Source organism: Plesiomonas sp. PI-19, from assembly GCF_021368255.1.
GTDB lineage: Bacteria > Pseudomonadota > Gammaproteobacteria > Enterobacterales > CAMTGL01 > Plesiomonas > Plesiomonas shigelloides.
The window spans coordinates 3,247,459-3,261,205 of the sequence record NZ_JAJNMQ010000001.1 but is presented as its reverse complement, the minus strand read 5'-3'; the positions used below and the strand labels follow the sequence as shown (position 1 = coordinate 3,261,205).

The 13,747-nt window shown below is 56.1% G+C and carries 11 protein-coding genes; 5 read left to right on the top strand and 6 right to left on the bottom strand.

Features of this window, described 5'->3' with window-relative positions:
* The first annotated feature begins 23 nt into the window (after positions 1–23).
* Positions 24–2,090: an AsmA family protein gene (locus LQ901_RS14460; RefSeq protein WP_152136697.1), complete on the top strand. Its 2,067-nt coding sequence runs from the start codon at positions 24–26 to the stop codon at positions 2,088–2,090.
* Here the strand turns inward: LQ901_RS14460 and fabY are convergent.
* The 6 genes from fabY to typA all read right to left on the bottom strand — a co-directional run bounded on the left by fabY (position 2,024) and on the right by typA (position 8,164).
* Positions 2,024–2,968, bottom strand: a complete 945-nt coding sequence (fabY, locus tag LQ901_RS14455) for a fatty acid biosynthesis protein FabY (RefSeq protein WP_010864944.1) — start codon at positions 2,966–2,968, stop codon at positions 2,024–2,026. The genes LQ901_RS14460 and fabY overlap by 67 nt on opposite strands.
* A 111-nt stretch (positions 2,969–3,079) precedes the next feature.
* Positions 3,080–3,514 (bottom strand): D-aminoacyl-tRNA deacylase, encoded by a 435-nt coding sequence (gene dtd / locus LQ901_RS14450; protein WP_047706580.1) that lies wholly within the window; start codon positions 3,512–3,514, stop codon positions 3,080–3,082.
* A gap of 46 nt (positions 3,515–3,560) precedes the next feature.
* Positions 3,561–4,544, bottom strand: a complete 984-nt coding sequence (gene pip / locus LQ901_RS14445) for a prolyl aminopeptidase (protein ID WP_152144531.1) — start codon at positions 4,542–4,544, stop codon at positions 3,561–3,563.
* A 69-nt stretch (positions 4,545–4,613) separates the two neighbouring features.
* On the bottom strand, positions 4,614–5,480 hold the full coding sequence (locus LQ901_RS14440) for a virulence factor BrkB family protein (protein WP_010864947.1): 867 nt from the start codon (positions 5,478–5,480) through the stop codon (positions 4,614–4,616).
* Between the two features lie 71 nt (positions 5,481–5,551).
* On the bottom strand, positions 5,552–6,157 hold the full coding sequence (locus LQ901_RS14435) for an HAD-IA family hydrolase (protein WP_010864948.1): 606 nt from the start codon (positions 6,155–6,157) through the stop codon (positions 5,552–5,554).
* 186 nt (positions 6,158–6,343) lie between these two features.
* Positions 6,344–8,164, bottom strand: coding sequence for a translational GTPase TypA (gene typA / locus LQ901_RS14430; protein ID WP_010864949.1), 1,821 nt, complete (start codon positions 8,162–8,164; stop codon positions 6,344–6,346).
* A 536-nt stretch (positions 8,165–8,700) separates the two neighbouring features.
* Here typA and glnA point away from each other — a divergent pair.
* The 4 genes from glnA to glnG all read left to right on the top strand — a co-directional run bounded on the left by glnA (position 8,701) and on the right by glnG (position 13,714).
* Positions 8,701–10,110, top strand: coding sequence for a glutamate--ammonia ligase (gene glnA, locus LQ901_RS14425; protein ID WP_010864950.1), 1,410 nt, complete (start codon positions 8,701–8,703; stop codon positions 10,108–10,110).
* A gap of 276 nt (positions 10,111–10,386) precedes the next feature.
* Positions 10,387–10,989: a hypothetical protein gene (locus LQ901_RS14420; RefSeq protein WP_233672359.1), complete on the top strand. Its 603-nt coding sequence runs from the start codon at positions 10,387–10,389 to the stop codon at positions 10,987–10,989.
* A gap of 130 nt (positions 10,990–11,119) precedes the next feature.
* Positions 11,120–12,172 carry a nitrogen regulation protein NR(II) gene (gene glnL / locus LQ901_RS14415; RefSeq protein ID WP_233672358.1) on the top strand — a complete coding sequence of 351 codons (1,053 nt, stop codon included), beginning with the start codon at positions 11,120–11,122 and terminating at the stop codon, positions 12,170–12,172.
* A 126-nt stretch (positions 12,173–12,298) separates the two neighbouring features.
* The gene (glnG, locus tag LQ901_RS14410) at positions 12,299–13,714 is read left to right on the top strand and encodes a nitrogen regulation protein NR(I) (protein ID WP_152113046.1); all 1,416 of its coding nucleotides are present in this window, start codon (positions 12,299–12,301) and stop codon (positions 13,712–13,714) included.
* The last annotated feature ends 33 nt before the right edge of the window (positions 13,715–13,747 follow it).

Sequence of the window (13,747 nt, the reverse complement as noted above, 5' to 3'; positions counted from 1 at the left end):
GACCCAAACGAGATGCATGGCCTATGAAATTACTGAGCAAATTTCTGTGCACCCTTCTGATTTTGCTGGCTCTGGCGCTGGTTCTCGCCTATGCCTTGCTGCAAACGCCAACCGGTGCTGGCTGGCTCAGTGATCTGCTCTCGCGCCGCAGTGGGTACCAGATAACCATTGCCGGCGTACAACACAGTCCGCTTAATCCTGCCGAAATTCGCCTACGTGAAGTGCGCCTCAGCCGTGGGAGTGAACCGCTGCTGGATGCCGGAACGGTCACCCTGCGCATGGGCTGGTACACCCTGACCCATCCGCGCCACTGGCAACAAATTCGCCTGCAAGACGGTGAACTGCGCCTACCGGCCGTATTACAGCCACAAACTCAACCTCCATTGCAAGCGCGCCAACTGCTGCTGCAAAACATGGCGCTCAGTACGCCACTCGATGGTCGTTTACTGGTGGCACATCCGGTCAGTGGCGGGATCACCCCGTTTATTCCCGGTCCCGGCGGCTGGCTCGGCGATGATTCACGGTTTGAACTCAGCGCCCAAAGCCTGACTTATGGCGAACTGGAATTGCAGCGGATGTTGCTGCGCGGCCGCTGGCAACAAGGTCGGTTACTGCTGCAAGATTTTGGTGCCGATATGCTGCAAGGCCAAATCAGTGGCCGCGGCGAGCGTAGCCGCGACGGCCACTGGAGTCTGCGCGATCTGCGTCTAACCCGCTTGCGCTTGCAAGATAACCGTCTGCCGCAAGTCCTCAGTCGTCTGTGGCAGCGTTTACCGGCCATCACCTTACACAATCTGGATCTGGTGGATGCGCGCTTTGAGGGCAATGATTGGTCGGTTAACGATCTGGACTTGAGCGCCGAAGACCTGCAACTCGGCCAAGGCCGCCTGCAATCCCGCGATGGCTTGCTCAGTCTGAATGCACTCGATCTGGTCTACCGCGATGTACACCTGCGCGATCCGGTACTCAAGCTGACCTTCACCCCTGATGGCATTACGCTGGATGATGTCAGCACCCGCTTTGAAAACGGACTGCTGCGCACCTACGGGCGTTGGAATGCCGCCCAACACAGCCTGCAGCTGGATGAAGTGGGGATCAGCGGTATTGAGTACACCCTGCCTGATAGCTGGCTGCACTGGCTCGCCCAACCGCTACCGAGCTGGCTGCAACAGCTGAATGTGCTGCGCCTCGATGTAAATAACAACTTACTGGTGGATATCCGTCCGCGTTTTCCTTTCCAGTTCACCGCGCTGGGTGCCAGTGGCAGTAACCTGCAACTGATCCGTGACCAGCACTGGGGGCTGTGGCAAGGCAGTCTACGTCTGAATGCTCGCGATGCCACCGTCAACAAAGTGGACTTACGCCACCTGCTGTTAGACCTGCAGGCACAAGACGGTCAGTTGACCTTGCATGAGCTGAGCGCCTTTGGTGGACAAGGTTTGTGGGAAGGGAGTGGCAACTTGCAGCAACAAGGGGCATGGCCGTTCACCTTAAGTCTCACCGGCCAGCAAGTGGCCTTAGATAGCCTGCAGCGCTGGGGTTGGTCAGCGCTGCCATTACGTGGCTTTGGTAATATTCATCTGGAACTGGCCAGCAGCGCACGTGCTCCAGAGCAAGGGTTACGCCCACTCAGTGGACAACTGACCGTCAGCGCCGAGCAAGCGATGCTGCAAAATACGGCGGCCGCCGGACTGTTTGCCGAAGCCAAAGCCGGTGACAACCCACGGCGCTGGTTGGATCTGAGCCAGCAAGAAGGGCAAATGACCTTGCTGCGTAATCTGCAACTGCGCCTGCGCGCCGCCGGAGGGATGGTGAACATTGAACAAGCCAGCGCCGCCGGTCAGCTTCCCTTTACCCTCACCGGTCGCTATGCGCGCACCGTCAGCACGCCAGATGCCGTCCAGAGCACCCAGTTGCAGCTGACGCTCTCCAATCCCGGCTTGTGTGAGCGCCTCATGCGCTACTGGCAATCCAGCACGCCATCGAACGCTGTCGCCGACGGTTCCGTAGCAGCCCCGCCGCTTCAAAGCAGCGTCGACGTCACGCCGTTACCGGCATGTGGTCCACAACCGGCCGGTAATACCAAATAAGTCCCGACGAACACCGCGCCGGGACTGTCATCCGACAGCAACCGCACTTTCATCTGAACGCGAGCCTTGCGTCCGCGCCCTAAACGATCCAAATCACCGCCCAAATCGTTCAAATCGGCCACCGCCCGTGGTCGATTGCCCACCGGATGCGGATAGCGAATATGGGCATCGGCCAGAATAATCTCACCACCCAGATTACGCTCACGCAGCAGCAACCAAATCAAGCCCCAGCCGGTTAAGGTCGCCAGCGAGAACAGGCTTCCGGCAAACACGCTGTCATACGGATTTTGATTAGCCGCCAGCGGCAAGCTGGTTTCAAAGCGCTGGCCGGTGTATTGCATGATTTTGATCCCCATCTTTTCGCTGATCGGGATCGACTGATACCACGCCTGTTGCAGCTGCAAACACCAATCTGGACGGTGCAAGATAGTCTCGAGGTCGGCCAGCGGCTTGATCATCAGAAAATGGCGCACCGGCGTGCTGCTGGCGGTCTGCAACTCCCCCTGATTCTGATAGCCCAATTGGGTGAAAAAGGCCACCGCCTCTTCGCGTGCACTACATACCACACGACGCGCGCCTTCTTGCCGTGCCACCGACTCCAGCGCCATGGCCACTAGCGTGCCCAAACCGCGCCCGCGTAAATCGGGATGCACCGCCATAAAACGGATCGCCGCCTCATCATCGGCATTGATATAGACCCGCCCGATGGCCACCGGATTATCGTGCTCATCCACCACCATCTGGTGATGCGCACCGGCGTCATAGCCATCGCGCTCTGATCCGGGCGGTTGGTGCAGCGGTGCCCGCAGCATCTGCCAGCGAAAGTGATAATAGCGCGCCAGCGCCTCATCCGTGGTGGGGGTACTTAAGCGGTACATCCTTGTACTCCTTGCAATCCATCGCTCTGACATCTATCAAACTGAGATGTATCGGTGAGAGACTCACCCAGTGCACCGGTCTGGCCGGCGCAGCAAAGAAGAGCTTGCCGGTTACACCTGCAACCAGAAGGTCACCGGACCGTCATTGACCAGTGCCACTTTCATATCGGCGGCAAACCGGCCCTCTTCGGTCGGCAATTGGCCGCGGCAGTAATCGGTAAAATAGCGATACAACGCTTGCGCGTCATCGGGCGCTGCGCCGCGGGAAAAGCTGGGGCGCAGCCCCTTTTGGGTGTCTGCCGCCAAGGTAAACTGCGATACCACCAGCACACTGCCACCGGCTTGTTGCACGTTCAGGTTCATCTTGCCCTGCTCGTCTTCAAAAATGCGGTAACCCAACACTTTATCCGCCAGACGGCGCGCCTTGGCTTCATCATCCCCTTGCTCAACACCGAGCAACACCAACAAGCCCGGGCCGATAGCGCCGGTCACTTCTCCGTCAACGGTCACACTGGCTTCACTGACGCGCTGAATCAATCCAATCATTTACTGCAACTCCTTGTGTACAACCTACTGCTGATTTTCTTACGATTTACGAGGCCGACTCCGCGTCAGCTGCCGCGCTGTGCAACGCGCGGATCAACGCATCAGTGATCCCCGGCTCTAACGCCGAGTGCCCGGCATTCGGCACCACCTGCAACTGAGCATGCGGCAACGCTTGCTGCACCAGCCAGGCATTTTCTAGCGGGCAAATCATGTCATAGCGGCCATGCACCAGATACAGAGGGATCGCCGCCAAGCGTTCGGCATTGAGCAAAATATGATTATCCGGTTGCCATAACCGATGGCGGAAGTAATGGCACTCGAGGGTAGCCAGCGCCACCGCATGCTGCAAACTGCCCATCTGCTCTAAGATTTGCGGATCGGGCAGCAGCTGTATCAGATGCGCTTCCCACAGCGCCCAGCTCCGAGCTGCCGCGCTACGCTCCAGCTCATTATTTGAAGTGAGCAGTGCCCAATAGCCTTCCAGCACTGTATCGGCCGACAAACGTGCATTGCTCTCATCAATGTCTGGCATCAGCGGCGCAATGAAGTGCCGATAATGCTCAGGGAACATCTGCGCCGCGCCATGTGGCCCATACAGCCATTCCAGATCGCGCTGACGCCCCAAGAAAATCCCGCGCAACACCAACGCTTGCACCCGCTCAGGGAAGGCCTCGGCGTACAGCAAGCTCAGCGTACTGCCCCACGAGCCACCAAACAGCAGCCAGCGTGGGATCTGCAGCTCTTCGCGGATCGCCTCGATATCGGCTAACAGATCACTGACCTGATTATCGTGCCACTGCCCATGCGGCAATGATCGACCACAACCGCGCTGATCAAACAAAATGACCCGAAAACGCTGCGGATCGAAAAAGCGCCGGCTGGTCTCATTGCACCCCGCCCCCGGTCCACCATGCACAAACAGCACCGGCAGACCCTGCGGATTACCGACCTGCTCCAGATAAATCTGGTGCTGACCGCGACGGATAAACCCGCTGTAATACGGCTGAATGGGCGGATACAGATGAAACATAAGCCTTCCCTCCTGCGAATAGGTGCCGAGCTATATGTACCGGCCTGATAGCGGCCAGCGGCTCACGATTTATAACGTGGGTGACGGCTCATCTTGCAGCGCCTGTGTCCGTCGCCATTCACCCAAGGTTGCGGTCACTTCGGCACCAAACAACACAATACACCAGCTTAAGTAAACCCAGACAAATAAAATCGGGATCACCGCCAGCGCACCGTAAATCACCTGATACGATGGGAAAAAGGTGATGTACAAGGTGAAGACTTTTTTGCTGATCTCAAACAGTAACGCCGCGATCAATGCGCCACTGAGCGCATGTAGAGTCGGTACCCGCTCGGTAGGCACCACGCTGTACAGCAGCCAAAACGCCAGCGAGGACAACACAAACGGGAACAGCAGCAGCAAGTTGTCGAGCACCCCGTTAATCCCCGTATCAGTAAGTAATTTCAGGGATAACAGATACGAGCTGGTCACTAAGCTGGCTCCGGCCAACAACGGCCCCAGCGTCAAAATCATCCAATAAATGGCAAACGACACCACCGCCGGACGACGCCGCTGGCTGCGCCAAATGTGGTTCAGGGTTTTATCCACCGCCGAGATCAGCAGCAGCGCCACCACCACCAAAGCGATGATCCCCACCGCACTCATCTTGCTGGAGTTAGAGACAAACTCGTCCAGATAGGTTTGCACCACATCCCCGGTCGCTGGGACAAAGTTGCTGAAAATAAAGTGCTTCACCTTGTCGGTCACCCCGACAAACACCGGAAAAGCGGTAAAGACCGAAAAGACCACCGTCACCAGCGGCACCAACGACAGCAACGTCACATAAGCTAAATAACCGGCCGTCACCGTCAGGCGGTTTTCATTGCTGCGCGCCAATAGCAGACCGGCAAAGGCCCGTACTTGCGCCCAACTGCGCACAAAAGATGGCGTATCCATGACAATGTCCTTCTCACTGTATCAATCACGTTGTATTAATCAGTGCCTATAGTAACGATCCTGTTGCCGAATTACGCCCCGAGATCCCGCTGCCGGAAATATTCCAAGACAGTTTGCGCATCTTTTACCCACACGCTCTCAATACCTAAGGCGCGCGCGGCGGCAATATTGTCGGCATTGTCATCAAAAAAGCAGCTTTGTGCCGGCGTAAATCCGGTATCTGCCAGCACCTGCTGATAAATTTGCGGCTGTGGTTTACGCCATCCCATCTCGTTGGACAGATAGACCCGATCGGCGCTGTGCGCCACTTGTGGGTACAGACTCGGCCATAACTCACAGTGCAGCGCATTGGTGTTTGACAGCACCACCACCGTCTCACCCGCCGCGCGCAGTTGCTGCATGCGCTCAATCACCGGCATACGCAGCGCGCCAAAAATCGCCTGCCACCCTTCGGCAAACTGGGCAAAACTCAGTTGCATGCCTAACACTCGGTTCACCGCTTCGGCAAACTCGGCATCACTCAAGGTCCCGCGCTCGTGCTCGCAAAATGCCGCATCATGGGTAAAGCGCGCCTGCAAAGTGGCCACCGGCACCCCACTGTGCTGACTCCATACCTGTAGCACGCGCTGAAAATCGATATCGATAATCACATTGCCCAAATCAAAGATATATAACACCCGCTCACTCCTTGCTGTTGTCTTAAATATCGCCAGATGTCTAATCAGTACCTGCTGGGGACAAAAGCCAATCACAGCTATAACGCACTGATAAAAAGCATAAAAAAAGGGAGCCAACCGGCTCCCTCTTTGGATTATTCGACAGAAGGCTTAATGCCTGCGGTCTTTTTATACTAGCGTGACAAATTAGTCTTTGCTGCCGCGATGCGCACGCTTACGATCATTTTCGGTCAGGTGTTTCTTACGCAGACGCACGCTCTGCGGAGTCACTTCAACCAGTTCGTCATCATCAATGAACTCCAGTGCTTGTTCCAGAGTCATCTTGATTGGGGTAGTCAGCGTGGTCGCTTCGTCAGTACCAGAAGCACGCATGTTGGTCAGCTTCTTACCCTGCAGACAGTTAACGGTCAGGTCGTTAGAACGGCTGTGGATACCGATGATCTGGCCTTCGTACACTTCGGTACCGTGACCCAGGAACAGACGACCACGATCCTGCAGGCTGTACAGCGCGTACGCCAGAGCCTTACCGGTACCGTTAGAGATCAGAACGCCGTTGATGCGCTGACCGATTTCACCTGGACGCACGTCATCGTAGTGGCTGAAGCTGGAGTACAGCAGACCAGTACCGGAAGTCATAGTCATGAACTCGGTACGGAAGCCGATCAGGCCACGGCTAGGGATGATGTAATCCAGACGGATACGGCCTTTGCCATCTGGGATCATGTCGCGCATTTCACCCTTACGCAGACCCATCGCTTCCATCACGGAGCCCTGGTGCTGCTCTTCGATGTCCAGAGTCACTTGCTCGAACGGCTCTTGTTTACGGCCGTCGATGTCACGGAAAATTACTTTCGGACGGGATACCGCCAGCTCGTAACCTTCACGACGCATGTTTTCGATCAGAACGGACAGGTGCAGTTCACCACGACCTGATACACGGAATGCATCCGGGTCTTCGGTTTCTTCAACACGCAGCGCCACGTTGTGTACCAGCTCTTTGCGCAGACGGTCCAGGATCTGGCGAGAAGTCACGAATTTACCTTCGCGGCCGCAGAATGGAGAGGTGTTCACGCAGAAGAACATGGTTACGGTTGGCTCATCCACAGTCAGCGCTGGCAGCGCTTCAACGGCAGATGGATCGCACAGGGTATCGGAGATGTTCAGCTCACCCAGACCGGTGATTGCGATGATATCGCCCGCTTCACACACTTCCGCTTCGATACGTTGCAGACCCATGTGGCCCAACACTTTACCGACTTTACCGTTACGACGGTTGCCTTCGCTATCCACGATAACGATCTGCTGGTTTGGCTTAACAGAACCACGCTTGATACGGCCGATACCGATAACACCTACGTAGTTGTTGTAGTCCAGCTGAGAAATTTGCATCTGGAATGGGGCTTCCAGCTCAACTTTCGGCGGCTCAACGTGCTTAACGATAGTTTCGAACAGTGGCGTCATGTTCTCAGCCATCTCGTCCGCTTCCAGACCGGCAATACCGTTCAGAGCAGAAGCGTAAACGATAGGGAAGTCCAACTGCTCGTCAGTTGCACCCAGGTTCACGAACAGGTCGAACACCTGATCCACCACCCAGTCAGGACGCGCGCCCGGACGGTCAACCTTGTTGATAACCACGATCGGACGCAGGCCGTAAGCAAAGGCTTTCTGCGTAACGAAACGGGTTTGTGGCATAGGACCGTCCATTGCGTCTACCAGCAACAGTACGGAATCTACCATCGACATCACACGTTCTACTTCACCACCGAAGTCGGCGTGACCTGGGGTATCAACGATGTTAATGCGGTATCCATTCCACTCGATGGCCGTGTTTTTAGCCAGGATGGTAATCCCACGCTCTTTTTCCAGATCGTTGGAGTCCATTACACGTTCAGTGGCGTCGCTACGATCTCCGAGGGTACCGGACTGTTGCAGCAACTTATCAACCAGGGTGGTCTTACCGTGGTCAACGTGGGCAATGATGGCGATATTACGCAGATTCTCAATCACAGATGTGGTCTCTGGGGGTTAACAAATTAGCGGATATTGTACACAGCTTGAGCAAAAGACTAAACAGATCACAGCAAAACATTACTGGCAAGTTTAGCTGACTGCCGGCGTGAGCCGTTTCACAAGCTGCACAATCAAAGTGTGAACATTATTACAGAAGAATCGTAATTTTGCTGCCACATATCGCAGGCAATATGATCTTTACGGCAGGGTTGCGCTTTCTGCGCATAATTTTGCTGAAGGATTATACAACCAACCTATTATAGAGGATATCAATTCCTGCATTGCACCAAAATGGTGCAATGATTCCCCATCACGGTGCAAAAAATGGCAACGCCTCTGTGGATACCGCGCCGTTGCACCCTGACCAGCCGCAGCCGCACGCGGCAAAACAGGTTTTGAAAACTTGGCACACTTCTCGCTATATACCCCATGAAGGTCCGCAGCGGCCTAGTGACCAAGACCTACATCGCTACAAAGTATTTTTGGCAGTCCACGACAACATAAAACATTGCGACAACATCGGAGGTTACACCATGTCAGCTGAACACGTATTAGCTATGCTGCAAGAGCACGAAGTGAAATTCGTTGATCTGCGCTTTACTGACACCAAAGGCAAGGAGCAGCACGTTTCCATTCCTTCTCACCAAGTGAATGCCGACTTCTTCGAAGAAGGTAAAATGTTCGATGGCTCTTCCATCGAAGGGTGGAAAGGGATTAACGAATCTGACATGGTTCTGATGCCGGATCCGGCAACCGCAGTTTTAGACCCATTCACCGATGACAGCACCCTGATTATCCGTTGTGACATCTTAGAGCCAGGCACCCTACAAGGTTACGATCGTGACCCACGCTCTATCGCCAAACGCGCCGAAGACTACATGCGCAGCACCGGCATCGCCGACACCGTGCTGTTTGGCCCAGAGCCAGAATTCTTTGTGTTCGATGACGTGCGCTTCAAAACCGGGATCTCCGGCTCCTTCTTCCAGTTGGATGATATCGAAGCGGCATGGAACACCGGCACCGAATACGATGGCGGTAACAAAGGCCACCGTCCAGCCGTGAAAGGCGGCTACTTCCCTGTGGCACCGGTTGATTCTTCCCAGAACTTGCGCTCTGCGATGTGTCTGGTGATGGAAGAGATGGGTCTGGTGGTAGAAGCTCACCACCACGAAGTGGCCACCGCCGGTCAAAACGAAGTGGCGACCCGCTTCAACACCATGACCATCAAGGCTGACGAAATCCAGATTTACAAGTACGTGGTACACAACGTAGCGCACGCCTACGGCAAAACCGCGACTTTCATGCCAAAACCACTGTTCGGTGACAACGGCTCCGGCATGCACTGCCACCAGTCACTGGCGAAAAACGGCGTGAACCTGTTCTCCGGTGACAAGTACGCCGGCCTGTCTGAAATGGCGCTGTACTACATCGGCGGCATCATCAAGCACGCTAAAGCGCTGAACGCCTTCACCAACCCAACCACCAACTCGTACAAGCGTCTGGTACCAGGTTATGAAGCGCCAGTCATGCTGGCTTACTCAGCGCGTAACCGCTCCGCGTCTATCCGTATCCCTGTGGTTGCGAGCCCGAAAGCGCGCCGTATCGAAGTGCGCTTCCCGGATCCAGGTGCTAACCCATACTTGGCCTTTGCTGCTCAGCTGATGGCCGGTCTGGACGGTATCGCTAACAAGATCCACCCAGGCGATGCGATGGACAAGAACCTGTACGATCTGCCGCCAGAAGAAGCCGCTGAGATCCCAACCGTGGCCGGCTCTTTGGAAGAGGCCATGAGCGAGCTGGATGCCGACCGTGAGTTCCTGACCCGTGGCGGCGTCTTCACCGACGACTTTATCGATTCCTATATTGAGTTGAAACACGCCGATATCGACCGCGTGCGCATGATGCCGCACCCAGTTGAGTTCGAAATGTACTACAGCGTGTAATACGCCGCGTCATTTCAACGGCAGTGCGTGTAACAACCTTTTTTGTTGCCGTGGAAACTTTCAGCCCGCCTCACAGGCGGGCTTTTTTATGGTTGCCGCCACGGCCCCCGAGCATCGACACTTAGCGCCATAACTTATGGCTCCATAATTTAGACGCCATCATTTAAGCACCATTATTTAAGCATCATTGTCTGAGCGTCCAACCGCGTCCGCCCGATTGTCTGGCTGTACGCGCTACTCGCTCGACCATTTCCTTTTTCATCTGCGGAGAACGTCATGCGCCTGTTTTGCCTGACACTGCTGTTTGCCACCCTGTCGGCGTTTGCCAGTGAGACTCGGCTGATCTGTTCATGGACCGATGCCAACGGCATTACCCACTTCAGCACTAACCAGCCCAAAGGGGCCACCTGCCGTGAAATCACCCCGGCCGCCCCCATCAAATATGACAGTGGCAAGCTACCCTCGACGCGCCTGAACAATAACGCGAACGCGCCCGCGCGCAGTACCCGCAGCAGCACTAACGCCGGCCCCACACTCGCGGGCAACGTGGCAACCCAGATAGCCATCTTGTCACCAATTGATGAAGCGACCGTGCGCAACAACAGCGGCAATATTGATGTCACCGTGATGGTGGTGCCGAAATTGGCCGAGCAGCAAACCATTCAGCTGAAAATCGATGGCCAAGCGGTAGGAGAACCGAGTCGCAGTATCCAACAGCAACTTCACAATATCGATCGCGGCTCGCATCAGCTGAGTGCGGATTTGCTGGAAAACGGCAAAGTGATCGCCTCCGCGCCGCCTGTCACGGTATTTTTACACCGCGCCAGCATTTTGAACCGCGAAGCGCTCAACCCGCCGATTCAGCCGCGCGCCAAGTAAGGCCTATCATGCAGCGCCAGTGCCGACCGATACCGATAAGTTAAGGTGGCAAAGGCCGCCTGCTCGATTATAGTGACAGACAGTTTCCGTGCGCCGACCACCCGCGACGCACCTTTGCTGCCAAGGAGCCATGATGGAGCCGGATATTGCTCAATCCCTGCTGCACAACCTGAAAACCGGCGTCTTGTTGCTGGATAACAGTCTGAACATCCACTATGCCAATCCGGCCGCCGAACAATTGCTGTCGCACAGCGCCCGCAAGCTGATTGGCGTGCCGCTGCCCGCCTTGATTGAATATATCTCGCTGGATTTGACGCTGATGCGCCACGCATTGGAGCAGCAGCAAAGCTTTACCGATAACGAAGTCACGCTGGTGATTGACGGCAAAGCCAGCATCGTCGAACTGACCGCCCAGCACCTGCATACCGGTACTCAGCACACCGTGCTGGTGGAGCTGCACCCGTTGGATACCCATCGCCGCCTAAGCCAAGAGCAGTTGCAACAATCGCAACAATCGGCAGCGCGCGAGCTGGTGCGCGGGCTAGCGCATGAAATCAAAAACCCGCTCGGTGGCCTGCGCGGCGCGGCGCAGTTACTGGAGCGCGCCTTGCCCGATCCGGCACTGACTGAGTACACCGGCATGATCATCGCCCAAGCCGATCGCCTACGTAATCTGGTCGACCGGCTACTCGGCCCGCAGCGCCCGGGCGTGCGCAGCGAACAAAATCTGCATGTGGTACTGGAGCAAGTACGCAAGCTGGTGGAGCTGGAAACCCCCGCCCACATCACCTTAATTCGTGATTACGACCCCAGCCTGCCGGAGTTCGAGCATGATCCTGAGCAGCTTGAGCAAGCTATCCTCAATATTGTGCGCAACGCCGTCCAAGCCCTCGGTGAGCAACCCGGCACTATCACCCTGCGCACCCGCACCGCCTTCCAGCAAACCCTGCACGGTGAACGTTACCGACTGGCGGTACGGCTCGATATCATCGACAGCGGCCCCGGAATTCCGGCGCAGCTGCAAGATACGCTGTTCTACCCGATGGTCAGCGGACGCGAAGGCGGCCACGGCTTAGGCCTATCGATTGCCCGTAATCTGATTGACCAACATCGCGGCAAGATTGAGTGCAGCAGCTGGCCAGGGCATACCGAATTTTCCATTTACCTGCCACTGCGCAAATAGCGGCATCAAATTGGCATGAATTTAGCTCGAATATTGGAACGCTAATTCCCAGCGGCTTACACTAAGCCCACGCGATAGCCTAATATCGCGACATAGACCAATCAGCAAGTTCACGAGGCGCACGGCATGACGAAAGGACGGGTATGGGTGGTGGATGACGACAGCGCCATCCGCTGGGTACTGGACAAGGCCCTCAGTAGCAGCCAGATCCGCTGTGAAACATTCGACAGCGCCGCCGCCGTGCTAGACGCGCTGCAACAGAGCAAACCGGATGTCCTGCTCTCTGACATCCGCATGCCGGGCATGGACGGCCTGACCCTGCTCGGTCAGCTGCAACAGCAAGCACCGCAGCTGCCAGTGATCATCATGACCGCCCACTCCGACCTCGATGCCGCGGTCAGCGCTTATCAGCGCGGAGCCTTTGATTACCTGCCCAAGCCCTTTGATTTAGATGAAGCGGTGGCGTTAGTTGAACGCGCCTTGCAACACAGCCTTGAACAGCACCAACAACGCACGCCAGCCAATGAACAGGTACGTGGCGCGCAATCCGAAATCATCGGCGAAGCGCCGGCCATGCAAGAGGTGTTTCGCGCTATCGGTCGTCTATCACGCACCGCCATCAGCGTGCTGATTAATGGCGAGTCCGGTACCGGTAAAGAGCTGATTGCCCATGCCCTACATCGCCACAGCCCACGTGCCAGCGCGCCCTTTATCGCCCTGAATATGGCAGCCATTCCGAAAGATTTAATTGAATCGGAGCTGTTTGGCCATGAGAAAGGCGCCTTTACCGGTGCCGGCGCGGTACGTCAGGGGCGCTTTGAACAGGCGAACGGCGGCACCTTATTTTTGGATGAAATCGGCGATATGCCACTGGATATCCAAACTCGCCTGCTACGGGTCTTGGCCGATGGCCAATTTTACCGCGTTGGCGGCCATACCCCGCTGCACGTGGATGTGCGCATCATCGCCGCCACCCACCAAGATCTGGAAGCGCGTGTGCGCGAAGGGCTATTTCGCGAAGACCTCTTCCATCGCCTGAATGTGATCCGTTTACAGCTGCCCGCCCTGCGTGAGCGACGCCAAGATATCGCCGCGTTAAGTCGCCATTTCCTGCTCAGTGCCGCACGCGAACTGGGGGTGGAAGCAAAAACGTTGCATCCGGATACCCTACGGGTCATGAGCGAGTTTCACTGGCCGGGCAATGTGCGACAACTGGAAAACATCTGTCGTGGTTTGACCGTCATGGCCGCCGGTAAGGAGATTTTTGTCTCCGATTTACCGGCAGAATTGACCCGCCCCGCCAGCAGTGTTGATACAGCCGCCTCGGCGCTAAACTGGCAGCAACCGCTGCAACAGTGGGTGTTACAACAACTGGCGCGGGGTCAGGAGGATTTACTCACCACTTTGCAACCGGAGTTTGAGCAATTACTGCTCGATGCTGCCTTGCAACACACCCGGGGTCACAAACAAGAAGCGGCCCGCCTGCTGGGCTGGGGGCGCAATACCCTGACCCGTAAACTGAAGGAATTAGGGATCCACTGACCACGGCAAATTAAAGCGATATTCGTCACACTT